Here is a 25,583-nt window from a genome sequence, read left to right on the forward strand (position 1 = left end):
CCCGCCCTTAAGAAACGCCTTACTCAACGGTCAGCTTGCCGACCATGCCCGCCTGATAATGCCCGGGGAGGTTGCAGGCAAACTCCAGGCCGGTGGCCTTGGTGAACGTCCAGGTCAGCTCAGCGGTCTTGCCGGGCTCCACCAGCACGCTGTTGGGATCGTCGTGTTTCATGCCGCCCATTTCACCGTGGCCCATGGCACTATGATCCATCTTGCCCATTCCCGTGGAAGTGAGCATGCCGCTGGCCTGCATCTGCAGCATTTCCTTCTGGTGTTCGGCGTGCATCGCCGCGTCACCGAGGTTGAATTCATGCAGCAACTGACCTTTGTTGACCAGTACAAAGCGCACCGTCTCACCGGCCTTGACGTCCAGGGACTTGGGCGAAAAGGAAATATCCTGCAGCGTCACTTCCACGGTGCGTGTGGCCTTATCCGCCGGTGCCGGCTGGCCGAACGCATAGGTATGGGCCGCATCCGCCATTGCATTGAAACTCAACGCCAACAGGCAGCCCGCCAACAACAGGGGTGTACGCAATGCCATCTCGATTCTCCAAAAAGTGTGCAACCTGCTTGGACAGCACTCTAAGAGTGCGCCGCTGCCAGCCAGCTGACTGCTAGATTACAACTTTGTCAGGTTGCGCCCTTCCCCTGGCACCCAGGGTATAAAGCCCCTCGTGAACTGTTGCCAAGAGCCGCCCATGAAATTGCTGATCGTCGAAGACCAACCGAAAACCGGCCACTATCTGCGCCAAGGCCTGGCCGAGGCGGGCTTCACCACCGAACTGGTGGCCGACGGTACCAGCGGCCAGCACCTGGCGCTGACCGGCGATTATGGCCTGTTGATCCTGGATGTGATGCTGCCCGGTCGCGACGGCTGGCAAATCCTGCAAGCGGTACGCAGTGCCGGCCTGGAGATCCCGGTGCTGTTTCTGACCGCCCGGGATGCCGTGGAAGACCGGGTGCACGGCCTGGAACTGGGTGCCGACGATTACCTGGTCAAGCCCTTTGCCTTCTCCGAACTGCTGGCGCGGGTACGCAGCCTGTTGCGCCGTGGCAGCAGCACGCCGCAGGAAACCGCCCTGCAACTGGCCGACCTGCGCCTGGACCTGCTCCGCCGCCGCGTCGAACGGGACGGCCAGCGCATCGACCTCACCGCCAAGGAATTCTCCCTGCTGGAGCTGCTGCTGCGCCGCCAGGGCGAAGTCCTGCCCAAGTCGCTGATTGCCTCCCAAGTGTGGGACATGAATTTCGACAGTGACACCAACATCATCGAAGTCGCGATCCGGCGCCTGCGCCTGAAAGTCGACGATCCTTTCCCCACCAAACTGATCCATACCGTGCGCGGCATGGGTTATGTGCTGGAGGAGCGCAGCCATTGATCCAGCGTCTGTCCCTGGCCAGCCGCCTGGCCCTGCTGTTTGCGGCGTGCACCGCGGTGGTCTCGTTGTTCGCCGGCGTGCTGTTCAACCGTGCCAGCGAGGCGCACTTCATTGAGCTGGACCAACAGCAACTCGACAGCAAGCTGGTGGCGCTGCGCAGTACCTTGCAGGGCGTCGAATCACTGGACTCATTCGCCCAACGCGAAGCGCAGCTGCGAGCCGAGCTCAATCGCCAGCCTGACCTGACATTGCGCATCACCGCCGCCGGCCAGCGCTGGCTGGACGATGCGCCAAGCGTCAGCCTGCCCGAGGCGCCTGGCCTGCACACCCTGCAGAACGCCGGCACCGACTACCGCGTGTACAACGCCCCCTTGAGGCCCGGCCAGCCCGCCTCACCGCAACTGACCCTGATGCTCGACATCACCCATCACCAGCACTTCCTGCAACGCATGCAACATTTGATCTGGCTCACCGTCGGCCTATCGGCCCTGGCCACCGCGCTGCTGGGCGCCTGGGCTGCACGCAGTGGCTTGCGGCCGTTGCGGCGCATGGGCGAAGTGGCTGCCAGTGTGTCGGCCCACTCCTTGACCCAACGCCTGCCTCAGCAGCAAATGCCGGCGGAATTGGCCGAACTGGCCCAGGCCTTCAATGCCATGCTGGGGCGATTGGACGACGCCTTCCAACGCCTGTCGGCCTTCTCCGCCGACATTGCCCATGAACTGCGCACGCCCCTGTCGAACCTGCTGACCCAGACCCAGGTCATCCTGACCCAACCGCGCCCCCTGGAGGATTACCGCGAGGCGCTGCACAGCAACCTGGAAGAGCTGCAATGGATGGCGCAGTTGGTGAATGACATGCTGTACCTGGCCAAGGCGGACCACGGCTTGCTGGTGCCCAAGCGCGAGCCGTTGGTACTGGCGGATGAAGTAGAGACGTTGCTGGAGTTTTTCGCGTTGCTGGCAGAAGACGCACAGGTCTCGCTGGTACGCGAAGGCGGCGCACAAACTGTCGGCGATCGCGGCATGCTGCGCCGGGCCCTGTCGAACCTGCTGGATAACGCCCTCAGGTTTACCCCGGCCGGCGGCCAAGTGCGCGTGCGGATGGTTGAAGGCGCACGGGGCGTGACACTGACGGTAGAAAACAGCGGGGAAGGTATTCCAGCGCACGTGTTGCCGAGGCTGTTCGACCGGTTCTACCGAGCCGACCCGGCGCGCCATGAAGGCAGCAGCGAGCATGCGGGGCTGGGATTGGCGATTACCCAGTCGATTGTGCGGGCACACGGGGGGAGGATTTTTTGTGAATCCGCGGCGGGGTGGACAAGGTTTGTGATTGAGTTGCCCAGGGGAAATTGATGCAAGCCAGGCCGGCCCTATCGGGGGCAAGCCCCCTCCCACACGTTGATCCGTGAATACATTCAAATGTGGGAGGGGCTTGCCCCCGATAGCGGTCTTAAAGACTACGAATACCTAAGGGCATGCGCCGGCTCAATCTTCGCCGCCCGATACGCCGGGTAAATCGTCGCCAGGAAGCTCAACACAAACCCGGCCGTACAAATCAGCACCACATCGCCACTTTGCAGCTCCGAAGGCAGGTTGCTGACGAAGTACACATCCGAACTGAAGATATGCTGCCCGCTCACCCGCTCCAGCCAGCCCACCAGCTCACTCACGTTCAGCGCCGCAATCACCCCCAGCACGCCGCCGATCAAGGTGCCGACAATGCCGATCACCGTGCCCTGCACCATGAAGATCGCCATGATCTGCCGTGGCGTGGCGCCGATGGTGCGCAGGATCGCGATGTCCGCACCCTTGTCGTTCACCACCATGATCAGCGTGGCGATGATGTTGAACGCCGCGACGGCGACGATCATCAGCAACAACAGGCCGATCATGGTCTTTTCCATCTTCATCGCACTGAACAGGCTGCCCTGGGTGTGGGTCCAGTCATCGGGCTTGTAGCCGCTGCCGAGGCTGGCGGCGATGTCCGCCGAGACCTTGGGCGCTGCGTACAGGTCTTTCAACGCCAGGCGCACGCTCTGCACCTGGTTCGGCTGCCAATGCTGTATCTCGGCAGCGTCAGCCATGTGGATGAGGGCCATGGAGCCATCCAGCTCGGCGCCGACCTTGAAGATACCCACTACGTTCAGACGCTGCATGCGCGGGGTGATACCACCGGGCGCACTGCTGATTTCCGGGACGATCAGGGTCAATTTGTCGCCCACATTCAGGCGAAAACGCCGGGCGGTGATTTCGCCGACCACCACGCCGAACTCGCCGGGCTTCAGGTCTTCCAGTTTGCCCTGCACGATATGCTGGACCACGATCGACACCTTGCCTTCCTGGGCCGGATCGACGCCGCTGATCTCAATCGGCTGCATCGCGCCCTTGTAGGAGAACATGCCGTCCATCTGCGTGAACGGTACGGCGGCAGTCACTTGCGGATTCTTCATCGCCGCAGCGGCCACCGGCTGCCAATCGTCGATCGGGTTCACCCCGACGATAGTGGCGTGGGGCACCATGCCAAGGATGCGCGAGCTCATTTCACGCTGGAAGCCGTTCATCACCGATAGCACCACGATCATCGCCAGCACGCCCAGGGCGAGGCCGATCATCGAGGTCATCGAGATGAACGAAACAAAACGGTTGCGGCGCTTGGCGCGGGTATAGCGCGTGCCGATGAAAATCGATAACGGTCTGAACATTCGCGGGCACCGTTGGAAAAATAGAAAACCCGGCGTCAGGCACCGGGCTTGAAACAGGTCAGATGGCGACCAGATGACCTTCCTGCAGGTGCAGCACACGGTCCATCTGGCGGGCCATGCTCATGTCATGGGTCACCACCAGGAACGCAGTGCGCATCTGGGTGCTCAGTTCCAGCATCAAGTCCTTGATGCCCTGGGCCGTGTGGGAGTCGAGGTTGCCGGTGGGCTCGTCGAGCATCACCAGCCCCGGGTTGTTCACCAGGGCACGGGCAATCGCCACACGCTGGCGCTCACCGCCGGACAGTTCGGCCGGCTTGTGCTCCAGGCGATGGCCGAGGCCGACGCGCTCGAGCAACGCCTTGGCGCGCTGGCGCGCTTCCGGGATCGCGGTCTTGCCGATCAGCAACGGCATGCACACGTTTTCCAGGGCGGTGAATTCCGGCAACAGGTGGTGGAACTGGTACACAAAGCCCAACGAACGGTTGCGCAACTGGCCACGGGCCTTTTCATTCAGGGCCGACAGTTCTTCACCGGCCAGCCATACGCTGCCCTGGGACGGCGTATCGAGGCCGCCCAACAGGTTGAGCAAGGTACTTTTGCCGGAACCGGAACTGCCGACGATCGCCACGCGCTCGCCGGGATGCAGTTCCAGTTGCAGGTTGGACAGCACCACGACCGATTCCGGGCCTTCCTCGTAGGATTTGCCCAGGTTGCGGCAGCTCAGGATTGCTTTTTCACTCATGCCCGATTCACTCATAACGTAAGGCCTGTGCTGGCTGGGTACGTGCCGCGCGCCAGGCTGGATACAGGGTGGCAAGGAAACTCAGGACCAACGCGGCGCCGCCCACCATCAGCACGTCCTGGGCTTGCACCTGGGACGGCAGGTAATCGATGAAGTAGACGTCGGCGTTGAGGAACTTGTGGCCGATCACCTTTTCAAGCAAGGCGATGGCGGCACTGACATTCAGCGCGGCCAAAATGCCTACCGCGGTGCCGATCAAGGTGCCGACCACGCCGATCACGGTGCCCTGCACCATGAAGATCGCCATGATCTGCCCCGGCGTGGCGCCGAGGGTGCGCAGGATGGCGATGTCGCCCTTCTTGTCATTCACCACCATCACCAGCGTGGAGATGATGTTGAAGGCGGCAACGGCGACGATCAGCAGCAACAGCAGGCCGATCATGGCTTTTTCCATGCGGATGGCCTGGTACAGGTTGCCGTGGGTGCGAGTCCAGTCGCGGGCGTAGTACTGGCTTTCACCCAAGTGTTGGGCGATTTCCCAGGCGCCGCGCGGGGCATCGAACAAGTCGTTGAACTTCAGGCGCAGGCCTTGCACCTGGTCCGGCTGCCAGCGATGCAGGCGGGCCAGGTCGGTGAGGTTGGTCAGGCCGAGGTAGCCGTCGATCTCGCCGGCGCCGACGTGGAAGGTGCCGACCACGGTAAAGCGCTTCATGCGCGGGAACATGCCGGCCGGCGTCACGGTGACTTCCGGTGCGACGAAGGTCAGCTTGTCACCGATGCCTACGCCGAGCTTGGCCGCCGCCTTGTCACCGATGACAAGGCCAAAGCTGCCGGGGGCCAGATCGTCGAGTTTGCCCTGCAACATGAACTTGTCGATGATCGAGACGTTGCGTTCCTGGGCCGGGTCGATGGCATTGAGCAGGATTTTCTGCACCTTGCCGTCGTTGGTCAGCAGCCCCTGCATCTGGGTAAACGGCGCCACGGCCACTACCTTGGGGTTCTGCTTGACCTTGGCGGCCAGGCTTTGCCAGTCGCTGATGGGCGCATCGCCCTCGATGGTCGCGTGGGGCACCATGCCCAGCACGCGGGTGCGCATCTCATGATCGAAGCCGTTCATCACCGACAGCACTACGATCATCACGACCACGCCAAGGGCGAGACCGATCATCGAGGTCAAGGAAATGAACGACACAAAATGATTGCGACGCTTTGCACGGGTATAACGCGTGCCAATAAATACGAAGAGAGGTCTGAACATGTCGGGGCTTGTTCGGAGGAAAAGAAGACGTCCCGGTGGCGGGGTCTGGTAAGCAGCTTTACACTCAGACCATTACCGTTACCTGGGGTTCGCCATGTCGACATTAGATGAAGAAGAGCGCCGCGAATACTACCGTATCGACGACATGATCGCACTCCAAATCAAAAGCCTGTCTGCCCCCGAAGCGGCGAGCAAGGAAGTGTTGCTGGATGATTCACCGCTGTTCAATCTGCTCAGTGAACTGCACCTGAGCGAATTTGAAGCCCAGCACCTGCTGCGCCAGCTCAGCGAGAAGGATCGCACCCTCGTGGCCTTTCTCCGGGTGCAGAACAAACGCCTGGACTTGCTCAGCCAAATCATGGCCCGCGGCCTGCTGGATGAGGTCGGCGCCCCGCAGCCGGTGATCATTTCCGAAGGCGGCATCGATTTCCAACACCCCTCCCCCCTGACGGTGGGTGCGCACCTGGCGGTCAAGCTGGTGCTGATGCCCCAGGCGCTCGGCCTGCTGCTGCGCGCGCGGGTCACCCATTGCGATCCCAAGGGCACAGGCTTTGACGTCGGCACGGAATTCGAAGCCATGACCGATGCCCAACGCCAGCTGCTGGCGCGCTACATCCTGCAGAAACAGGCGCAGGAACGGCGCCTGGCACGGGAACAGAGCGACGCCCAAGACACCTGAACTCTCGAATTCACCCTGCCAGACAACCTGGCGTAAAGGAGCAACTGTGACCCTGATCTACGGCCACCGCGGTGCCAAAGGCGAAGCACCGGAAAACACCCTGACCAGCTTCCAGGCGTGTCTCAAGCACGGTGTACGCCGCTGCGAACTGGATTTGCACCTGTCCATGGACGGCGAGCTGATGGTCATCCACGACCCGACCCTCAAGCGCACCACCGACCGGCGCGGCAAAGTCGTCGAGTATTCGGCGGCAGACCTGGTGAAGATGGACGCGCGCAAAGGCGGCCCGGGCTGGGTCAAGCCTTGCCCGATTCCGCGCCTGGAAGAGCTGTTCGAACAGTGCGACTTCGATCACTGGCAACTGGAAGTCAAAAGCGCCTCGCGCACCCGTGCCGCGACCACCGTGCTGGCCATCCGTGAGATGGCCGTGCGTTTCGGCCTGATGGACAAGGTCACCGTAACCTCAAGCTCGCGGGAAGTGTTGAAAGCAGCGGTTGAACTCACCCCCGACCTGTCACGCGGGCTGGTCGCCGAATATGCCTGGCTCGACCCGCTGAAGGTCGCGCAGAACTACGGCTGTGAGATGCTGGCGTTGAACTGGACGTTGTGCACCCCCGAACGCCTGGAAAAAGCCCAGCGCCAGGGTTTGCATGTGTCCGTGTGGACGGTCAACGAACCTGCGCTGATGCGCAGGCTCGCCGACTTCGGCGTAGATAGCCTGATTACAGACTTTCCCGGTTTGGCCACTGCCACCCTCGAGAATTACTGAAATCGGTCTCCCCGGCCGGCTCAGGCCACCGGCCGGAGCCGCTCAAAAAAGCCGGTTGAGGCCGTCGTAGGCCGCTACCCGATAGGCTTCGGCCATGGTCGGGTAGTTGAACGTGGTGTTGACGAAATACTTGAGGGTATTTTGCTCACCCGGCTGGTTCATGATCGCCTGGCCGATGTGCACGATCTCCGAAGCCTGGTAGCCGAAGCAATGCACGCCGAGGACTTCCAGGGTTTCGCGGTGGAACAGGATCTTGAGCATGCCTTGCGGCTCACCGGCGATCTGCGCACGCGCCATGCTCTTGAAGAACGCCTTGCCCACTTCGTAAGGCACCTTGGCCTTGGTCAGTTCGTGCTCGTTCTTGCCGATCGAGCTGATCTCGGGAATCGTGTAGATCCCAGTCGGCACGTCGTTCACGTAACGCCAGCTGCCGTTGTCGACAATGCTGCCGGCCGCCGAACGGCCCTGGTCATGCGCCGCACTGGCCAGGCTTGGCCAGCCGATCACGTCACCGGCACCGTAGATGTTCGGCACGCAGGTGCGATAGTTCTCGTCGACTTCGATCTGGCCACGGCTGTTGACCTTGACCCCGATGTTTTCCATGCCGAGCTTGTCGGTGTTGCCGGTACGGCCGTTGCACCACAGCAAGGCATCGGCCTTGATCTTCTTGCCGGACTTGAGGTGCAGGATCACGCCGTTGTCCAGGCCTTCGACCCGCTCGTATTCTTCGTTGTGACGCACGGTGATGTTGTTGTTGCTGAAGTGGTAGCTCAACGCCTGGGAAATTTCCGAGTCGAGGAAGCTCAGCAACTGGTCGCGGTTGTCCACCAGCTCCACCAGCACGCCCAGGCCGCTGAAGATCGAGGCGTATTCACAGCCGATCACGCCGGCGCCGTAGATGATCAGCTTGCGCGGGGTGTGGCCCAGGCTGAGGATGGTGTCGCTATCGTAGATACGCGGGTGGTGGAAATCGATATCCGCCGGGCGATACGGGCGCGAACCGGTGGCGATGATGATGTGCTTGGCCACCAGCTTCTCGACCACGCCGTTGGCGCACACCACTTCGACGGTTTGCTCGTCGGCGAAGCTGCCGGTGCCGAAGAACAGGTCGACACGGTTACGGGCGTAGTAGCCGGTGCGCGAAGCGACTTGCTTGGAGATGACCTTCTCGGCGCTTTTCAGCACGTCCGGGAACGAGAACCAGCGCGGCTCACCAATGGCCCGAAACATCGGGTTGGTGTTGAACTGCATGATCTGGCGCACCGAGTGACGCAAAGCCTTGGACGGGATGGTGCCCAGGTGGGTGCAGTTACCGCCGACCTGGCGACGGCTATCGACCATCGCCACCTTGCGCCCTGCCTTCGCGGCGTTCATCGCCGCACCTTCTCCAGCCGGGCCGGAACCCAGTACCACCACGTCGTAGTTGTAGACAGCCATGCGTACTCCTCAGAACAGGCCAGGCGCACGGTTGGACGCCTGGCTAAATCATGCCGCGGCCAGCGGTCATGAAGGACAATTTGGCTCAAGTGTGTGAACCGGGGCACAGTCTATATAAGGCTCAACGCCGCGCACATTAACCCTTGGTCGCGTCGTAGGCCAGTTTTGCCTTTACTACAGGAACAGGAAACCGGCATTACACTGCTGACACGCACCTTTGCAGGACGGGCCATTATGCGGCATGTCGTTTTCTGTTTAATGATGATTTTTTCGGTTGTGGTGTATGCGAATGAAGCAGACCGCCTCCGGCAAGCCGATTTTCCTGCGCAAGCCCCCGGACTGGCGCTGAAAAACCAGACGGTGTTCACCTACCTCTGGGCGGATGTGTACGCGGCTGCGCTGTATACCCCGCAGACCGTGAGCGCCAGGCAGGCATGGGACTCGCAACAGCCGCTGCGCCTTGTGCTGTATTACTTTCGCGACATCGACCGCAACGATGTGATCAAGGCGGCGACGGCCACCTTGGAGCGCCAGCAAGCCAGCCCTCGCCTGAGGCTTGAAGTCGACCAGTTGCACGCCAGCTTTCGTAACATCCGCAGCGGTGATCGCTACGCCCTGGACTTTCGCCCCGGCCGTGGCCTGAATCTGGAGATCAATGGGCAGGTGGTGTTCAGCAGCGCCAATGACGCGCTGGCAAGGGCCTACCTGGGCATTTGGCTGGCGCCCAAGGGTTTGTCCGATGACTTGCGCGGCAAACTGCTGAAATGAAAATGGCCTGCCCGTTAGGCAGGCATACGCTGAACTACCGCTATCGGGGGCGAGCCCCCTCCCACATTTGAAGGTATTCACACCTCGAAATGTGGGAAGGAGCCTGCTGCCGATCAGGCCCTGCTCGACAACACAAACCCGCTGCCATGAAAAAGCCCCGAACCAGTCGGGGCTTTTTCATTCAGTGCTAAGGCTTAGCGCGGGAACGCAGGCGGGTTGACCCCGGCCATGTCTTCCATCACGCGAACCACCTGGCAGCTGTAGCCGAACTCGTTGTCGTACCAGACGTACAGTACAACGCGGTTGTCCTGGGTAATGGTCGCTTCCGCGTCCACTACACCGGCGTGGCGCGAGCCAACGAAGTCGGTGGACACCACTTCCTGGGAATTGACGAAGTCGATTTGCTTGTGCAGGTCGGAGTGCAGCGCCATGTAGCGCAGGTACTCGTTCATCTCTTCACGGGTAGCGGCTTTCTCAAGGTTCAGGTTGAGAATGGCCATCGACACGTTCGGCGTCGGCACACGGATCGCGTTACCGGTCAGCTTGCCGGCCAGCTCAGGCAAGGCCTTGGCAGCGGCGGTGGCGGCACCGGTCTCGGTGATGACCATGTTCAGCGCGGCGCTGCGGCCACGGCGATCGCCCTTGTGGAAGTTGTCGATCAGGTTCTGGTCGTTGGTGTACGAGTGAACGGTTTCAACGTGGCCGTTGACGATGCCGAACTTGTCATTAACGGCCTTGAGCACCGGCACGATGGCGTTGGTGGTGCAGGAGGCGGCGGACACGATCTTGTCGTCAGCGGTGATTTCACCGTGGTTGATGCCGTGCACGATGTTCTTGAGCTTGCCTTTGCCAGGCGCGGTCAGCACGACGCGGTCGATGCCCGGGCAGGCCAGGTGCTGGCCCAGGCCTTCGGCATCACGCCATACGCCGGTGTTGTCCACCAGCAGGGCGTCCTTGATGCCGTACTGGGTGTAATCCACCTCGGTCGGGTTCTTCGCGTAGATCACCTGGATCAGGTTGCCGTTGGCGGTGATGGTGTTGTTTTCTTCGTCGATGGTGATGGTGCCGTTGAACGAACCGTGTACCGAATCGCGACGCAGCAGGCTGGCGCGTTTGGTCAGGTCGTTCTCGGCGCCTTTGCGCACCACGATGGCACGCAGGCGCAGGCCGTCGCCGCCACCGGTTTTTTCGATCAGGATGCGCGCCAGCAGGCGGCCGATACGACCGAAACCGTAGAGGACAACGTCGGTGCCTTTGCGGGCAGCGGCGTTTTGCTGGCCCACCACATCGGCCATTTCTTCACGCACGAACTGCTCGGCGCTGCGGCCGGCACCTTCCTTGCGGAACTTGTAGGCCAGCTTGCCCAGGTCTACCGAAGCCGCGCCGAGCTTGAGCTCGCTCATGGCCTTGAGCAGGGGGAATGTTTCGTGGACGGAGAGTTCGCTGTCGTCGGCGGAACGATGGCGAGCAAAGCGATGCGCCTTGAGAATCGCGATGACTGATTGGTTGATCAGGCTGCGGCCATAGATCGAGCTCACCACATTGTTATTGCGGTACAGCTGACCGATAAGCGGGATCATCGCTTCTGCGAGTGCTTCACGGTCGATCCATTCACCAAGACACTGGTCGGGCTTCTGAGTCACGGGAACCTTCCACATGTAGGGGCTGAAAAAAGGGGCTACATTATGTCGTCCGACCGCCCGTTGAGCAATGCGCCAACCACAACAAAAAGCCCTTGCAAAAAAATACCACCCCGCTACAGGCCAGGAAACACGCGGGTTTCAGAAGGCCACCAATGGCGCAGTGCCGCCAACTTGTCCGTAACTCTCCGAAACATCCGTGCAAAACGGCACTACATAATGAGTCAAAAGGCTGCTTTGTTTGTCTTAGCCACTACATTTCCTACAAACCGTAATAGGCTCAGTCAGCAACTGACAGGCGGCACCCCGGGCCGTTACAATTACCGACTTTGTCGCAACGCTTGGAGCTCAACCTTCCGTGCCCGTTCTGCGTCTACCGCTTCTCCCTGCCGCGGCAGGTAAACAGCACTGGGGCAACCTGCCCGGTGCCGCCCTGAGCCTGGCCATTGCCGAGGCTGCCAGCGCAGCCAAGCGCTTTACCCTGCTGCTTACCGCCGACAGCCAAAGCGCCGAACGGTTGGAGCAGGAGCTGAGCTTCTTCGCCCCCGATTTGCCGGTGCTGCATTTTCCCGACTGGGAAACCCTGCCCTACGACCTGTTCTCGCCGCACCAGGACATCATCTCCCAGCGCATCGCCAGCCTGTACCGCCTGCCGGAACTGGCCCACGGTGTGTTGGTGGTGCCGATCACCACCGCCCTGCACCGCCTGGCGCCGACCAAGTTCCTGCTGGGCAGCAGCCTGGTGCTGGATATCGGCCAGAAGCTCGACGTGGAACAGATGCGCACGCGCCTCGAAGCCAGCGGCTACCGCTGCGTCGACACGGTGTATGAACACGGTGAATTCGCCGTGCGTGGTGCGCTGATCGACCTGTTCCCCATGGGCAGCAAGTTGCCGTACCGCATCGACCTGTTCGATGACGAAATCGAGACCCTGCGCACCTTCGACCCGGAAAACCAGCGGTCCATCGACAAGGTCGAGTCGATCAAGCTGTTGCCGGCACGGGAGTTCCCGCTGCAAAAGGACGCGGTCACGCGCTTCAAGGCGCGCTTCCGTGAACGCTTTGACGTGGACTTCCGCCGCTGCCCGATCTTCCAGGACTTGAGCAGCGGGATTACCCCGGCGGGCATCGAGTACTACCTGCCGCTGTTCTTCGACGAAACCTCGACCCTGTTCGACTACCTGCCCCAGGACACCCAGGTGTTCTCGTTGCCGGGCATCGAACAGGCGGCGGAAAACTTCTGGAACGACGTGCGTAACCGCTATGAAGAGCGCCGCGTCGATCCTTCCCGGCCTTTATTACCGCCCGCCGAGCTGTTCCTGCCGGTGGAAGACTGTTTCGCCCGCCTGAAAAACTGGCCGCGCGTGGTCGCCAGCCAGCAGGATGTGGACACCGGCAGCGGCCGCGAGCGCTTCCCTGCGGCGACGTTGCCGGACCTGGCGATCCAGGCCAAAGCCACGCAACCCCTGGAAGCACTCTCGAACTTCCTCGGCGACTTCCCCGGCCGCGTGCTGTTCACCGCCGAATCCGCCGGGCGCCGTGAAGTGCTGCTGGAGCTGCTGGAACGCCTGAAGCTGCGGCCGAAAACCGTCGACAGCTGGCCGGATTTTGTCGCCAGCAAAGAGCGCCTGGCGATCACCATCGCGCCACTGGACGAAGGCCTGCTGCTGGATGACCCGGCGCTCGCGCTGATCGCCGAAAGCCCGCTGTTCGGCCAGCGCGTGATGCAGCGTCGCCGCCGTGAAAAACGCGCCGACGCCAACAACGACGCGGTGATCAAAAACCTCACGGAACTGCGCGAAGGCGCGCCGGTGGTGCATATCGACCACGGTGTCGGCCGCTACCTGGGCCTGCAGACCCTGGAGATCGACAACCAGGCCGCCGAATTCCTCACCATGGAATACGCCGAGGGCGCCAAGCTCTACGTGCCGGTGGCCAACCTGCACCTGATCGCCCGCTACACCGGCAGCGACGACGCCCTGGCGCCGTTGCACCGCCTGGGCTCCGAGACCTGGCAGAAAGCCAAGCGCAAGGCCGCCGAGCAAGTGCGCGATGTCGCCGCCGAACTGCTCGACATCTATGCCCGTCGTGCGGCGCGCGAAGGGTATGCCTTCGCCGACCCGAAGGCCGACTACGCCACCTTCAGCGCCGGCTTCGCCTTCGAAGAAACCCCGGACCAGCAAACCACCATCGAAGCGGTGCGCGCCGACATGCTCGCGCCCAAGCCGATGGACCGCCTGGTGTGCGGCGACGTGGGCTTCGGCAAGACCGAAGTGGCCATGCGCGCGGCCTTTATTGCGGTACACGGCGGCAAGCAAGTGGCGATCCTGGTGCCGACCACCCTGCTCGCCCAGCAACACTACAACAGCTTCCGTGACCGCTTTGCCGACTGGCCGGTGACCGTGGAAGTGATGAGCCGCTTCAAGTCCGCCAAGGAGGTGAATGCCGCCGTCGCCGACCTCGCCGAAGGCAAGATCGACATCGTGATCGGCACGCACAAGCTGCTGTCGGACGATGTAAAGATCAAGAACCTGGGCCTGGTGATCATCGACGAAGAACACCGCTTCGGTGTGCGTCAGAAAGAACAGCTCAAGGCCCTGCGCAGCGAGGTCGACATCCTTACCCTCACCGCCACGCCGATTCCGCGTACGCTGAACATGGCGGTGTCGGGCATGCGCGACCTGTCGATCATCGCCACGCCGCCGGCGCGGCGCCTGTCGGTGCGCACGTTCGTGATGGAGCAGAACAAAAGCACAGTCAAGGAAGCGCTGCTGCGGGAATTGCTGCGTGGCGGCCAGGTGTACTACCTGCACAACGACGTAAAAACCATCGAGAAATGCGCCGCCGACCTCGCCGAACTGGTGCCGGAAGCACGCATCGCCATCGGCCACGGGCAGATGCGCGAACGCGATCTCGAACAGGTGATGAGCGACTTCTACCACAAGCGCTTCAACGTGCTGATCGCCTCGACCATCATCGAGACCGGCATCGACGTGCCTAGCGCCAACACCATCATCATCGAACGGGCGGACAAGTTCGGCCTGGCCCAGCTGCACCAGCTGCGCGGCCGGGTTGGGCGCAGTCACCACCAGGCGTATGCCTACCTGCTGACGCCGCCCCGCCAGCAGATCACCGGGGACGCCGAGAAGCGCCTGGAAGCGATCGCCAACACCCAGGACCTGGGCGCCGGTTTTGTCCTGGCCACCAACGACCTGGAAATCCGCGGTGCCGGCGAACTGCTGGGCGATGGCCAGAGCGGGCAAATCCAGGCCGTCGGCTTCACCCTGTATATGGAGATGCTCGAACGCGCGGTGAAAGCCATCCGCAAGGGCGAGCAGCCAAACCTCGACCAGCCCCTGGGCGGCGGTCCGGAAATCAACCTGCGCTTGCCGGCGTTGATCCCCGAAGACTACCTGCCGGATGTGCATGCACGCCTGATCCTGTACAAGCGCATCGCCTCGGCCACCGACGAAGAGGGCCTCAAGGACCTGCAGGTGGAGATGATCGACCGCTTCGGCCTGCTGCCCGAGCCGACCAAGAACCTGGTGCGCCTGACCCTGCTCAAATTGCAGGCCGAGCAGCTCGGGATCAAGAAAGTCGACGCCGGGCCGCAAGGCGGGCGTATCGAGTTCGAAGCGCAGACGCCGGTGGACCCCCTGGTGCTGATCAAGCTGATCCAGGGCCAGCCCAATCGCTACAAGTTCGAAGGGGCTACGCTGTTCAAGTTCATGGTGCCGATGGAACGTGCCGAAGAACGCTTTAATACATTGGAGGCGTTGTTCGAGCGCCTCATCCCGAAATCTGCTTGAAGGACGCCCCAATGCGCCTGTTCCGCATTCTGAGCCTGTTGTTGGTGGTACTCGCGCCTTCGGCATTTGCCGACAGTCCGTACCAGGTGGAAATGATCCTGGTACGCCAGAACGCGGAGCCGGCGCTCAACAGCCGCGCTGCGCCGGAAAACTGGGATGCGGGCGCGCAGCGGTTGGGCGACAGGCTGAGCCCGCCGCGCCTGAACAATATCGTCGACAAACTCAACGCCGATAACAGCTTCACCGTGCTGGCGCACAAGGCCTGGGAACAGAACCTCGGCGAGCAGCCGGTCAGGATCGCGATCACCGACGGCAAGGAGCAGTTCGGCCAGTTCCCCATCGAGGGCGTGTTGAGCCTGCAACTGGGGCGCTTCACGGATATCGATGCGGACTTCTGGCTCAACACGTTCGACAGCAACGGCAGCGTGGTGGCCAGCGAACACCTGAGCCAGAAAGACGTGCGCACCAAGAACAACCAGCTCAACTACCTGGACGGCGGCCACCTGGCACTGCTGATCAAGATCACTTCGCTGACCGCCAAGCCACCCAGCGCACCCCCACCCGACATTCAGGACTGATCCAGCGCCATGCCCCTGACGTCGCCGTTGACCAAACCCCTGGCCCCTTCATGGGCCAATCGCTTCAAAGAACAAAGCCTGGAGCGCGGGCGGCGCTATGCCCTGGAAAACCGTGTGCGCATCGTCGAGTCCGGCGACAGCACCATCATCGCCAGTTGCGAAGGCTCGGGGGGCAACGTTTACCGGCAGACCATCTCATTGCGCGAATCTGCCAAGGGCGCGCTGATCCTGGTGGACAGCCGCTGTACCTGCCCGGTGCACACCAACTGCAAACACATCGCGGCGGTGCTGCTCAAGGTCCAGGAAACCCTGGCCTACCCGGCGGCGGCCCAGGATGCCGAGTTGCTGGAAAAACTCCAGGCCGTGCTGGATAACCGCGTGGTGTTGCCGCAGGTGGTGATGGAGGATGTGGTGCCCGTGCCGCGCCTGTGGCTGGCCAGCGTCGAGTTCAGCGCATTTGAGCCGCGCAACGGCAAGATGCAACGCTATATCCAGCACCGTGCGGCGTTGTCGTTCAACTACCTGGGCAACTATGTCAGCGGGCAGAAGAACGCCGACATCATCGTGCGCCAGGAAACCCAGAGCCTGCGCATCAAGCGCCATCCCGAGCTGGAGCAGCCCTATCGCGAACAACTGCGCCTGCTCGGTTTCAAGATCGCCACGCGCCAGAGCAAGGCCTTGCCGGAAAGCGCCGGCGAGCTGTTCGAGATGGTCAATGACAGCGCCTGGCTGAACTTCACCCTCAATGCCTCGCCGACCCTGCGGGCCGAGGGCTGGGAACTGCAGATCGATGATGACTTCGGGTTTGACCTGAGCGCCGTCGACGACTGGTACGCCACCGTCGATGAAGGCCCCGAGCGCGACTGGTTCGACCTGGAACTGGGGATTATCGTCAACGGTGAGCGCCTGAGCCTGCTACCGATCCTGCTCAACCTGATGCGCTCCCACACCGAGATCCTCAACCCGGAAAAACTCGCGCGACGCCGGGATGACGAGCTGATCCTGGTGAATATTCCCGGCCTGCCCAATGGCGGCCACGGCCCGCTGCAAGTGGCCCTGCCCTACGGCCGCCTGAAACCGGTACTGGCCACCCTCGGCGAGTTTTACCTGCAGGAGCCCGGCACCACCGCGCTGCGCCTGGCCAAGGCCGATGCTATTCGCCTCAACCCGCTGGAAGACCTGCCCCTGCAATGGGAGGGCGGCGAGAAGATCCGCAACTTTGCCCAGCGCCTGCGGGACATCAAGGACTTCACCTGCGTGGCGCCCGAAGGCCTGAACGCGACCTTGCGACCTTATCAACTGGAAGGGTTGAGCTGGATGCAGTCGCTGCGCCAACTGGAGGTGGGCGGCATACTTGCGGATGACATGGGCCTGGGCAAAACCCTGCAGACCCTGGCGCATATCCTCAGTGAAAAGATCGCCGGGCGCCTGGACCGGCCGTGCATGGTGGTGATGCCCACCAGCCTGATCCCCAACTGGCTCGACGAAGCGGCGCACTTCACCCCGCAACTCAAGGTGCTGGCGCTGTACGGGGCCACGCGCAAAAAACACTTCGCCAGCCTGCAAGACTACGACCTGCTGTTGACCACCTACGCCCTGCTACCCAAGGACATCGAGCACCTGGCCGCCCTGCCCTTGCATGTGCTGATCCTCGATGAAGCCCAGTACATCAAGAACCCTTCCAGTAAGGCTGCCCAGGCCGCGCGCGAGCTGAATGCCCGGCAGCGCCTGTGCCTGAGCGGTACACCGCTGGAAAACCACCTGGGCGAGTTGTGGTCGCTGTTCCACTTCCTGCTGCCGGGCTGGCTGGGCGACGTCAAGAGCTTCAACCGCGACTACCGCGTTCCCATCGAAAAGCGCGCCAGTGAGATGCGATTGCAGCACCTCAACGGCCGTATCAAACCCTTCCTGCTGCGCCGCACCAAGGAGCAGGTGGCCACGGAGCTGCCGCCCAAGACCGAAATCATTCACTGGGTCGATCTCAATGAGGCTCAGCGTGATGTGTACGAAACCATGCGCCTGGCCATGGATAAAAAGGTCCGCGACGAAATCACCCGCAAAGGCGTGGCGCGCAGCCAGATCATCATCCTTGAAGCACTGCTGAAGCTACGCCAGGTGTGCTGCGACCTGCGCCTGGTCAACGACGCGACCCTGCCCACCCGCGGCAGCAGCTCGGGCAAGCTCGACAGCCTGATGGAAATGCTCGAAGAGCTGTTTGAGGAAGGTCGCCGGATCCTGTTGTTTTCCCAGTTCACCTCGATGTTGAGCCTGATCGAAGTGGAGCTGAAAAAGCGCGGTGTCGCTTACGCCCTGTTGACGGGCCAGACCCGCGACCGGCGCACACCGGTGAAGGATTTCCAGAGCGGCAAGTTGCAGATTTTCCTGATCAGCCTGAAGGCCGGTGGCGTGGGCCTGAACCTGACCGAAGCCGACACCGTGATTCACTACGACCCTTGGTGGAACCCGGCCACCGAGAACCAGGCCACCGACCGTGCATACCGCATCGGCCAGGAGAAGCCGGTGTTCGTCTATAAGATGATTGCGCGGGGCACGGTGGAGGAGAAAATCCAGCACCTGCAGAAGGAAAAATCCGACCTGGCAGCGGGTGTGCTGGATGGGCGTACGACGGGGGATTGGCAGTTGGGCAACGACGATATCGAGGCGTTGTTTGCGCCGTTGCCCAATAAGCAGGAAAAGCGCTAGATCAGCTGTGCATCCCGCAAAGCGCCCAGTGCGGTGAGCCAGCGCGGATCCTGCTTGTAGTCAGTCGAAGCAATCGCCTGCCCACGCATACGCGCGATGCGGGCCGACGGCGTGACCTTCATGCGCTGCGCCGCACTCAGCGCCAGCTCAGCCGCCGCACGATCGTTGCACACCAGCCCCATGTCGCAACCGGCGGTCAACGCCGCCTCGATCCGACTGGCCGCGTCGCCGACCACATGGGCACCGGCCATCGACAGGTCATCGCTGAAAATCACCCCATCGAACTGCAACTCGCCGCGCAGGATGTCCTGCAACCAGCGGCGTGAGAAACCGGCAGGCTGCGCATCCACCTGCGGGTAGATAACATGCGCCGGCATCACTGCCGCCAACTGCTTGCTCAGGCGTGCGAAAGGCACCAGGTCATTGGCGCGAATCTGTTCCAGGCTGCGTTCATCATTGGGAATCGCGACGTGGGAATCAGCCTCGGCCCAGCCATGGCCCGGGAAGTGTTTACCGGTGGCGGCCATGCCGGCGCTGTTCATGCCTCGGATAAAGGCACCGGCGAGCACGGCGGCGCGCTCGGGATCGCCCTCGAAGGAACGGGTGCCGACCACGGCGCTGCGCTGGTAGTCCAGGTCCAGTACCGGGGCGAAGCTCAGGTCGAGACCGACCGCCAGTACTTCAGTGGCCATGATCCAGCCGCACTGCTCGGCCAGGTACTCGGCGCTGGGGTTGTCCGCCAACGCGCGCATGGCCGGCAGGCGCACAAAGCCCTGGCGCAGGCGCTGTACGCGACCGCCTTCCTGGTCGACCGCCAGCAGCAGGTCCGGGCGCACGGCACGAATCGCCGCGCTCAATTCCCGCACCTGCCGCGGGTGCTCGATATTGCGCGCAAAAATGATCAGGCCACCGACTTCAGGCTGGCGCAACAGGTGGCGATCCTCGGCCGTCAGCCAAGTACCGGCCACGTCGACCATCAAAGAACCTTGCAGGGCAGCAGTCATAAACCTTCCTTAAATAACGCACACAACCCGTTGACCCCACCAGGCGCAGTGAGGACAACAGGTTGCGAGTAAATAGCTGAATTCGGCATGGGCAGCTAGCTTAGCGGATGCAAGCGGCCGCGCACACCCGGAGCGGTCAAACCTTGGCGGCAGCTGGCGTGGATTTGCTGCGCGGGCGCAATTGGGCGGCAGCCATGGCCGAGTCGGTCACGCCGGTTTCAGCGCGCATACCGGCGGCAAGGAATGGCACCATCAGGCGCATGACCTGCTCAATAGAAGTGTTCACGCCGAAATCGGTCTCGGCAATCGCACGCAACGCCTTGATCCCGGACATGCTGAATGCGGCCGCACCGAGCATGAAGTGCACGCGCCAGAACAGTTCGATAGGCGGAATACGCGGGGCGGCTTCGTTGACCAGCAACATATAGCGGCGGAATACCTTGCCGTACATGTCTTCCAGGTAACGGCGCAAGTGGCCCTGGCTCTGGCTGAATGCCAGGCCCAACAGGCGCATGAAGATCGACAGGTCATTGCCGCTGCGTGGCTGAACCACCAGCGCCTGCTCCACGAGCATTTCCAGCAGGTCTTCCAGGGTCGGCTTGTGGTCGGCCTTGGCCTGGCGGCGCTCGAGTTCACGGTCGAGGCTGGCACAGAACGGACCCAGGAAGCGCGAGAATACCGCCTGGATCAGGGCCTTTTTCGAGCCGAAATGGTAGTTCACTGCGGCGAGGTTGACCCCGGCTTTGCTGGTGATCAGCCGCAATGAAGTTTCAGCAAATCCTTTTTCCGCGAACAATTGCTCGGCAGCATCGAGAATGCGTTCAACGGTTTCCGACTGGGCCATGGATACTCCGCCTGACAAACACTTGTTTGAAACATACGTTTCAGGGTGTGTCTTGTCAAGCCTGCAAGTTCGCTTTCCGGCCGGGCAGTCATCTATTTCATCGCTATTTAATCACATACTCCCAGGTCTGTAGGCAGCGCTATCTCTGCCTTGTAGGACACTTGACGAATGACCGTCCAGCGGAGGCGCAGAAAAGGATGATTGCCAAGTGCAGTCCACTGTATATAATCCCAGTCACTGTATAAAAAGACAGAGCGATCAACATGCTAAAACTGACGCCACGCCAAGCTGAGATTCTGGCTTTTATCAAGCGCTGCCTCGATGACAACGGCTACCCGCCGACACGAGCGGAAATTGCGCTGGAACTGGGGTTCAAGTCCCCCAACGCCGCCGAAGAACACCTCAAGGCCCTCGCTCGCAAAGGCGCGATCGAGATGACCCCCGGTGCTTCACGGGGTATTCGCATCCCTGGCTTCGAAGCCAAGGCCGACGAATCGACACTGCCGATCATCGGTCGTGTCGCCGCCGGTGCGCCCATCCTGGCGCAGCAGCACGTCGAGGAATCCTGCAACATCAACCCGACCTTCTTCCACCCTCGCGCCGACTACCTGTTACGGGTGCACGGCATGAGCATGAAGGACGTAGGGATCTTCGATGGCGACCTGCTGGCCGTCCACACTACCCGCGAAGCCCGTAATGGCCAGATCGTCGTCGCCCGTATCGGCGATGAAGTCACCGTCAAACGCTTCAAGCGCGAAGGCAGCAAGGTCTGGCTCCTGGCCGAGAACCCTGAGTTCGCCCCGATTGAAGTGAACCTGAAAGATCAGGACCTGGTGATCGAAGGCCTGAGCGTCGGCGTCATTCGCCGCTAAAGGAGGCATCATGCAGCTCGTGCACACCCCCCAACACACACAACTGTCGCTGTTCGAGGCCTTTATGGCCCAACCCCTTGCGCCCATCCTCAAGGAAACGGTCGAGGCGCCCTGGAGCGCCGAACCTGAGGCGTTCAGTGAACTGTCGTTGCGCGGTGCGGCCGGGAGCTGCCTGAGCCTGCTGGCGCCGATCCTTCGTGAACTGAGCGAGGAACAGGATGCACGCTGGTTGACGCTGATCGCCCCGCCCGCCAGCCTGACCCAGGCCTGGCTGCGGGATGCCGGCCTTAATCGCGAGCGCATCCTGTTGCTGCAACCCCGCGGTGCGCAAAGTGCTCAGCAGTTAACCTGTGAAGCCTTGCGCCTGGGCCGTAGCCACACCGTGGTGAGCTGGCTCAACCCGCTGAATGCCACTGCCAAGGGACAGCTGATCAGCGCAGCGCGTACCGGCGATGCACAGAGCTTGAATATTCGATTGGGTTAATTCTGTGTGCCGCAGGCTATCCCTGTGGAGGGGGCCTGTTGTGGTGAGCGGGCTTGCCACAACAGCGAACCCACTTGCCACACTCAGTGAAGAACGCGCGGGCCGTCTTCTTTCTCGGGCTCGCCTTCTGCCAGGCGACCGGCCATCTGCACACCAACGCTCAACATGGCTTTTGCCACTTCCACGTGCTGGCCCTGCAGGAACACCTTGGCGTCCTCGGAAAAATCCAGGATAACCAGAGAACCTTCGTCCTCGGCCCGGCGCAGCTCGATTCGGCCGTCAGGCAACTCAACAATTTCCAGAAAGGACGTCGGCATAAAAGTCTGTTCTCCACGAAAGGCCGGGATTATATCAGTCATCCGCCCGGCCTCGCTGAGGATCTGAAGAGGTTTCTTTACGGCTTGATGAACGGTGCCATGTGAATCCGACCAACGTTCAGCACTCGTTCAAACCTTCACGAAAGCGCAATGCCATCTTTTTCAGCGCCTGACGCCAGCCTTCCAACTCTTCGCGACTCAGTGGCTCGGGCTCTTCCTCTTCCAGCGCTACCGCCACGATCAAGGGCTGGGTCACATCGCCCTTGGGCACATGGGGAACACGGGGTGGCTGAAACATATCAGCATGGGCCTTAAGCAGACGCGCGACCCAGCTGTCAGGGCTCTGCGCCATTTCCACCAACTCGGCCAGCTCAGGGATCGCCATGCTTTCCAGCACCTCACGATTCATGATCATTTCCGCACGGGGCGAACCGGCCTGGGGCAAGCGGTAGAACCCGGCGATTTCATGACACAAGCCCAGTAACGCACCATACAGGTGGAACAACGCGGCTTCACGCCCGGCCTGGACCAGCGCGATCGCGTTCATCTCCTTCCCCTCCTCGGCACGGCCAAGGGCTTCCAGGGACAAACCCGCAAAATAAATTTTCTGATTGGTACGGGTATAGAGCTCGTTGGCCATAACGGCAATCTCCACAACGAATAAGCGTGATGCTGGCTGAACAGTGTCACGGATCAGCCGAGCCTACTGCAAGTGCAATAAACCGCTGCTTATGCGGGTCAAAACTCGACTTTCAGATCCAAACAGATCCAAATGTGGGAGGGGGCTTGCCCCGATAGCGAAGCATCAGTCATACACATGTCGACTGATATACCGCTATCGGGGGCAAGCCCCCTCCCACATTGGATCTTCAGCGCATCCGACGGGTCAAGCGCCCTGGCGCTTGTCCTCGACCTTCCACTTGCCACCGTCGTAGAACGCTTTCCAGCCGGTAGGCTTGCCGTCCACTTCGGTCTGCACGTACTGCTCCTTGGTCTTGCGGCTGTAGCGGATCACGGCTGGGCGACCATCCGGGTCCTTCTTCGGCGCTTCACACAGGAAGTGGTACTTCGGATCGATCTCGTCCTTGTGCGGCACGATCTCCAGCACCAACGGCGCTCGGGTCTCGCGGTTTTTCGGGAACTGGCTGGCCGCCAGGAACAGGCCCGAGGCGCCATCACGCAGGATGTAGGTGTCGTTGACCTTCTCGCACTTGAGTTCCGGCATCTTCACCGGGTCCATCTTCGGCGGCGCCGCGTCACCGCTTTTCAGCAGTTTGCGCGTGTTTTTGCAGGTCGGGTTGGTGCACCCGAAAAACTTGCCGAAGCGGCCGGTTTTGAGCTGCATCTCGCTGCCGCACTTATCGCATTCCAGGCTCGGGCCTTCATAGCCCTTGATGCGGTAGCTGCCCTCTTCGATCTCGTAGCCGTCGCAATCCGGGTTGTTACCGCAGATGTGCAGCTTGTGCTTCTCGTCCAGCAGGTAGGCGTCCATCGCCGTACTGCAGATCGGGCAGCGGTGCTTGCCACGCAGTACCAGCGACTCGGATTCACCCTCGTCGTCGGCGGCGATTTCATCGCCCGGCACCAGGTTGACGGTGGCCTTGCAGCGTTCTTTCGGCGGCAGGCTGTAGCCCGAGCAACCGAGGAACACGCCGGTGGATGCGGTACGAATCTGCATCGGACGGCCACAGGTCAGGCACGGGATGTCGGTCATCACCGGCTGGTTGGCACGCATGCCGCTCTCGGGGCTTTCGGCCACTTCGAGTTTTTTCTTGAAGTCGCCGTAGAACTCGTCGAGCACGTTTTTCCAGTCGCGCTCGCCCTGGGCCACGTCATCGAGGTTCTCTTCCATACCGGCGGTAAAGCCGTAGTCCATCAGGTTGGAGAAGCTCTCGGACAGGCGCTCGGTAACGATATCGCCCATCTTTTCCGAATAGAAACGACGGTTGTGCAGCGCGACGTAGCCACGGTCCTGGATGGTGGAGATGATCGCCGCGTAGGTCGACGGACGACCGATACCGCGCTTCTCCATCTCTTTCACCAGGCTGGCTTCCGAATAACGCGCCGGCGGCTTGGTGAAGTGCTGGGACGGGTCGAGCTTGATCAGCTTCAACGTGTCGCCCTGGGCCATGTCCGGCAGCACATCGTCATCGCCAGGCTTGGCGATCTGCGGCATCACCCGGGTGTAGCCGTCGAACTTGAGGATACGGCCCTTGGCGCGCAGCTCGAAGTCCCCGGCGCCCACACTGACGGTAGTGGACAGGTATTGCGCCGGCAGCATCTGGCAAGCCAGGAACTGGCGCCAGATCAGCTCGTAGAGGCGCTCAGCGTCGCGCTCCATGCCACTCAGCTTGCTTGGCTCGGTGTTGGCATCGGAAGGACGAATCGCTTCGTGAGCCTCCTGGGCGCCTTCTTTGCTGCTGTAGACGTTCGGTTTTTCCGGCAGGTACTTCTTGCCGAATTCGCTTTCAATATAGGTACGCGCCATCGCCACCGCGTCTTGCGACAGGTTGGTGGAGTCGGTACGCATATAAGTGATGTAGCCGGCTTCGTACAGACGCTGGGCCATCATCATGGTTTTCTTCACCCCGAAGCCCAGGCGGTTGCTCGCGGCCTGTTGCAGGGTGGAGGTGATGAACGGCGCCGACGGCTTGCTGCTGGTCGGTTTGTCTTCACGCTTGACGATGCTGTAGCTGGAGGCCTTGAGCTTCTCCAGCGCGGCCATGGCCTGGGCTTCGTTCAGCGGCTTGAACGCCTCGCCTTTCTCACGGGCCACTTCGAAGCGCACGTTGGCGCCCTTGGCGGTGCCCAGGTCGGCGTGGACTTCCCAGTATTCCTCGGGGTTGAACGCACGGATCTCACGTTCGCGCTCCACCACCAGCTTGACCGCTACCGATTGCACACGGCCGGCGGATAGGCCACGGGCGATCTTGGCCCACAGCAGCGGCGAGACCATGTAGCCCACGACGCGGTCGAGGAAACGACGGGCCTGCTGGGCGTTGACGCGATCGATGTCCAGCTCGCCCGGCTTGGAGAAGGCTTCCTGGATGGCTTTCTTGGTGATTTCGTTGAACACCACACGCTTGTAGCGGCTGTCATCACCGCCGATGGCTTCCCGCAGGTGCCAGGCAATGGCTTCCCCTTCGCGGTCCAAGTCCGTTGCGAGATAGATGGTGTCGGCATCCTTGGCGAGCCGGCGCAGCTCTTCGATGACCTTTTCCTTGCCCGGAAGGATTTCGTACTTGGCCTTCCAGCCATGATCCGGGTCCACACCCATGCGCGAGACCAGCTGCTTGCGCGCTTTCTCTTTAGGCGTGAGCACCGGGCCTTCGCCCGCAGCCGCCTTGCCGCGCTTGGCGGCAGGCTCCTTGCTGGCGCTAGCCGAACCGCTGGTGGGCAGGTCTCGGATATGGCCGATACTCGACTTCACCACGTACTCGTTGCCCAAGTACTTGTTGATGGTCTTGGCCTTAGCCGGGGATTCCACAATGACCAGCGATTTGCCCATGGATCGGAAAATTCCTGAATTCGAGAAGTGAAAGGCAGTTGGCGCCTGACGCGGCAACGCTATATATAGTGGCAACAAGGTGAGGTCAAGCG

21 protein-coding genes are annotated in these 25,583 nt (G+C 61.7%); 10 read left to right on the top strand and 11 right to left on the bottom strand.

Translation table 11 applies throughout. The features are described 5' to 3' along the window. Window positions 1-19: 19 nt before the first annotated feature. Window positions 20-541 (bottom strand): copper-resistant cuproprotein CopI, encoded by a 522-nt coding sequence (gene copI, locus FX984_RS22490; RefSeq protein WP_065928149.1) that lies wholly within the window; start codon window positions 539-541, stop codon window positions 20-22. 157 nt (window positions 542-698) lie between these two features. Here copI and FX984_RS22495 point away from each other — a divergent pair, with 157 nt between their 5' ends. Together FX984_RS22495 and FX984_RS22500 are read left to right on the top strand one after the other, a co-directional pair. Then, window positions 699-1,379, top strand: a complete 681-nt coding sequence (locus FX984_RS22495; RefSeq protein ID WP_146475768.1) for a heavy metal response regulator transcription factor — start codon at window positions 699-701, stop codon at window positions 1,377-1,379. Continuing rightward, on the top strand, window positions 1,376-2,731 hold the full coding sequence (locus FX984_RS22500; RefSeq protein WP_146475769.1) for a heavy metal sensor histidine kinase: 1,356 nt from the start codon (window positions 1,376-1,378) through the stop codon (window positions 2,729-2,731). Before FX984_RS22495 ends, FX984_RS22500 begins: the two co-directional genes overlap by 4 nt. Window positions 2,732-2,835: 104 nt before the next feature. Here FX984_RS22500 and FX984_RS22505 read toward each other — a convergent pair whose 3' ends face one another. From FX984_RS22505 to FX984_RS22515, 3 genes are read right to left on the bottom strand one after another with little or no spacing between them, the layout of a single operon-like run. Beyond that, window positions 2,836-4,080 (bottom strand): lipoprotein-releasing ABC transporter permease subunit, encoded by a 1,245-nt coding sequence (locus FX984_RS22505; protein ID WP_146475770.1) that lies wholly within the window; start codon window positions 4,078-4,080, stop codon window positions 2,836-2,838. A gap of 58 nt (window positions 4,081-4,138) precedes the next feature. After that, window positions 4,139-4,822: a lipoprotein-releasing ABC transporter ATP-binding protein LolD gene (gene lolD, locus FX984_RS22510; RefSeq protein WP_024074097.1), complete on the bottom strand. Its 684-nt coding sequence runs from the start codon at window positions 4,820-4,822 to the stop codon at window positions 4,139-4,141. Window positions 4,823-4,829: 7 nt separating this feature from the next. Continuing rightward, a complete protein-coding gene (locus tag FX984_RS22515) occupies window positions 4,830-6,080 on the bottom strand; it encodes a lipoprotein-releasing ABC transporter permease subunit (protein WP_146475771.1) in 1,251 nt (416 codons plus the stop codon). Between the two features lie 94 nt (window positions 6,081-6,174). Here FX984_RS22515 and FX984_RS22520 point away from each other — a divergent pair, with 94 nt between their 5' ends. Both FX984_RS22520 and FX984_RS22525 read left to right on the top strand, forming a co-directional pair. Next, window positions 6,175-6,759 (top strand): PilZ domain-containing protein, encoded by a 585-nt coding sequence (locus FX984_RS22520; protein ID WP_027604229.1) that lies wholly within the window; start codon window positions 6,175-6,177, stop codon window positions 6,757-6,759. Window positions 6,760-6,805: 46 nt separating this feature from the next. After that, window positions 6,806-7,528, top strand: coding sequence for a glycerophosphodiester phosphodiesterase (locus FX984_RS22525; RefSeq protein ID WP_027604230.1), 723 nt, complete (start codon window positions 6,806-6,808; stop codon window positions 7,526-7,528). Window positions 7,529-7,570: 42 nt separating this feature from the next. On the opposite strand, the gene sthA is transcribed toward FX984_RS22525, so the two are convergent. Further along, window positions 7,571-8,965 (bottom strand): Si-specific NAD(P)(+) transhydrogenase, encoded by a 1,395-nt coding sequence (gene sthA / locus FX984_RS22530; protein WP_003189670.1) that lies wholly within the window; start codon window positions 8,963-8,965, stop codon window positions 7,571-7,573. Between the two features lie 234 nt (window positions 8,966-9,199). On the opposite strand from sthA, the gene FX984_RS22535 reads away from it, so the two are divergent. Then, window positions 9,200-9,733: a chalcone isomerase family protein gene (locus FX984_RS22535; protein WP_092358981.1), complete on the top strand. Its 534-nt coding sequence runs from the start codon at window positions 9,200-9,202 to the stop codon at window positions 9,731-9,733. Between the two features lie 194 nt (window positions 9,734-9,927). On the opposite strand, the gene FX984_RS22540 is transcribed toward FX984_RS22535, so the two are convergent. Continuing rightward, complete coding sequence (locus FX984_RS22540) at window positions 9,928-11,391, bottom strand: glyceraldehyde-3-phosphate dehydrogenase (RefSeq protein WP_027604232.1); 1,464 nt, start codon at window positions 11,389-11,391, stop codon at window positions 9,928-9,930. Between the two features lie 340 nt (window positions 11,392-11,731). Here FX984_RS22540 and mfd point away from each other — a divergent pair, with 340 nt between their 5' ends. Genes mfd through FX984_RS22555 form a run of 3 tightly spaced genes read left to right on the top strand, consistent with a single transcriptional unit; the run spans window position 11,732 to window position 18,462 of the window. After that, window positions 11,732-15,181, top strand: coding sequence for a transcription-repair coupling factor (gene mfd, locus FX984_RS22545; RefSeq protein WP_027604233.1), 3,450 nt, complete (start codon window positions 11,732-11,734; stop codon window positions 15,179-15,181). A gap of 11 nt (window positions 15,182-15,192) precedes the next feature. Further along, the gene (locus FX984_RS22550; protein WP_092358979.1) at window positions 15,193-15,759 is read left to right on the top strand and encodes a CsiV family protein; all 567 of its coding nucleotides are present in this window, start codon (window positions 15,193-15,195) and stop codon (window positions 15,757-15,759) included. A 9-nt stretch (window positions 15,760-15,768) separates the two neighbouring features. Then, window positions 15,769-18,462, top strand: coding sequence for a DEAD/DEAH box helicase (locus tag FX984_RS22555; protein ID WP_098480188.1), 2,694 nt, complete (start codon window positions 15,769-15,771; stop codon window positions 18,460-18,462). On the opposite strand, the gene nagZ is transcribed toward FX984_RS22555, so the two are convergent. Continuing rightward, a complete protein-coding gene (gene nagZ / locus FX984_RS22560) occupies window positions 18,459-19,466 on the bottom strand; it encodes a beta-N-acetylhexosaminidase (RefSeq protein ID WP_146475772.1) in 1,008 nt (335 codons plus the stop codon). The genes FX984_RS22555 and nagZ overlap by 4 nt on opposite strands. A 136-nt stretch (window positions 19,467-19,602) precedes the next feature. Continuing rightward, window positions 19,603-20,310 (bottom strand): TetR/AcrR family transcriptional regulator, encoded by a 708-nt coding sequence (locus FX984_RS22565; RefSeq protein ID WP_027604237.1) that lies wholly within the window; start codon window positions 20,308-20,310, stop codon window positions 19,603-19,605. Window positions 20,311-20,573: 263 nt separating this feature from the next. On the opposite strand from FX984_RS22565, the gene lexA reads away from it, so the two are divergent. Together lexA and sulA are read left to right on the top strand one after the other, a co-directional pair. Then, window positions 20,574-21,182, top strand: coding sequence for a transcriptional repressor LexA (lexA, locus tag FX984_RS22570; RefSeq protein WP_003172575.1), 609 nt, complete (start codon window positions 20,574-20,576; stop codon window positions 21,180-21,182). Window positions 21,183-21,192: 10 nt separating this feature from the next. Beyond that, complete coding sequence (sulA, locus tag FX984_RS22575) at window positions 21,193-21,666, top strand: SOS-induced cell division inhibitor SulA (RefSeq protein ID WP_092358973.1); 474 nt, start codon at window positions 21,193-21,195, stop codon at window positions 21,664-21,666. An 83-nt stretch (window positions 21,667-21,749) separates the two neighbouring features. Here sulA and FX984_RS22580 read toward each other — a convergent pair whose 3' ends face one another. From FX984_RS22580 to topA, 3 genes are all read right to left on the bottom strand, one after another. Then, window positions 21,750-21,983, bottom strand: coding sequence for a hypothetical protein (locus tag FX984_RS22580; protein WP_010212068.1), 234 nt, complete (start codon window positions 21,981-21,983; stop codon window positions 21,750-21,752). 118 nt (window positions 21,984-22,101) lie between these two features. After that, on the bottom strand, window positions 22,102-22,623 hold the full coding sequence (locus FX984_RS22585; RefSeq protein ID WP_027604239.1) for a DUF6586 family protein: 522 nt from the start codon (window positions 22,621-22,623) through the stop codon (window positions 22,102-22,104). Between the two features lie 246 nt (window positions 22,624-22,869). Next, on the bottom strand, window positions 22,870-25,491 hold the full coding sequence (gene topA / locus FX984_RS22590; RefSeq protein ID WP_027604240.1) for a type I DNA topoisomerase: 2,622 nt from the start codon (window positions 25,489-25,491) through the stop codon (window positions 22,870-22,872). Window positions 25,492-25,583: the final 92 nt, after the last annotated feature.

Source organism: Pseudomonas marginalis (genome assembly GCF_008692035.1).
Lineage (GTDB): Bacteria > Pseudomonadota > Gammaproteobacteria > Pseudomonadales > Pseudomonadaceae > Aquipseudomonas > Aquipseudomonas marginalis.

Excerpts from the sequence above, each read along its gene's own strand:
- FX984_RS22495 (WP_146475768.1), top strand. The coding sequence starts at position 699 with ATGAAATTGCTGATCGTCGAAGACCAACCGAAAACCGGCCACTATCTG.
- copI (WP_065928149.1), bottom strand. The coding sequence starts at position 541 with ATGGCATTGCGTACACCCCTGTTGTTGGCGGGCTGCCTGTTGGCGTTG.
- FX984_RS22535 (WP_092358981.1), top strand. The coding sequence starts at position 9,200 with ATGCGGCATGTCGTTTTCTGTTTAATGATGATTTTTTCGGTTGTGGTG.
- FX984_RS22505 (WP_146475770.1), bottom strand. The coding sequence starts at position 4,080 with ATGTTCAGACCGTTATCGATTTTCATCGGCACGCGCTATACCCGCGCC.
- FX984_RS22515 (WP_146475771.1), bottom strand. The coding sequence starts at position 6,080 with ATGTTCAGACCTCTCTTCGTATTTATTGGCACGCGTTATACCCGTGCA.
- sulA (WP_092358973.1), top strand. The coding sequence starts at position 21,193 with ATGCAGCTCGTGCACACCCCCCAACACACACAACTGTCGCTGTTCGAG.
- FX984_RS22585 (WP_027604239.1), bottom strand. The coding sequence starts at position 22,623 with ATGGCCAACGAGCTCTATACCCGTACCAATCAGAAAATTTATTTTGCG.
- FX984_RS22555 (WP_098480188.1), top strand. The coding sequence starts at position 15,769 with ATGCCCCTGACGTCGCCGTTGACCAAACCCCTGGCCCCTTCATGGGCC.
- FX984_RS22580 (WP_010212068.1), bottom strand. The coding sequence starts at position 21,983 with ATGCCGACGTCCTTTCTGGAAATTGTTGAGTTGCCTGACGGCCGAATC.
- FX984_RS22565 (WP_027604237.1), bottom strand. The coding sequence starts at position 20,310 with ATGGCCCAGTCGGAAACCGTTGAACGCATTCTCGATGCTGCCGAGCAA.
- lexA (WP_003172575.1), top strand. The coding sequence starts at position 20,574 with ATGCTAAAACTGACGCCACGCCAAGCTGAGATTCTGGCTTTTATCAAG.
- topA (WP_027604240.1), bottom strand. The coding sequence starts at position 25,491 with ATGGGCAAATCGCTGGTCATTGTGGAATCCCCGGCTAAGGCCAAGACC.
- FX984_RS22550 (WP_092358979.1), top strand. The coding sequence starts at position 15,193 with ATGCGCCTGTTCCGCATTCTGAGCCTGTTGTTGGTGGTACTCGCGCCT.
- lolD (WP_024074097.1), bottom strand. The coding sequence starts at position 4,822 with ATGAGTGAAAAAGCAATCCTGAGCTGCCGCAACCTGGGCAAATCCTAC.
- FX984_RS22520 (WP_027604229.1), top strand. The coding sequence starts at position 6,175 with ATGTCGACATTAGATGAAGAAGAGCGCCGCGAATACTACCGTATCGAC.
- nagZ (WP_146475772.1), bottom strand. The coding sequence starts at position 19,466 with ATGACTGCTGCCCTGCAAGGTTCTTTGATGGTCGACGTGGCCGGTACT.
- FX984_RS22540 (WP_027604232.1), bottom strand. The coding sequence starts at position 11,391 with ATGTGGAAGGTTCCCGTGACTCAGAAGCCCGACCAGTGTCTTGGTGAA.
- sthA (WP_003189670.1), bottom strand. The coding sequence starts at position 8,965 with ATGGCTGTCTACAACTACGACGTGGTGGTACTGGGTTCCGGCCCGGCT.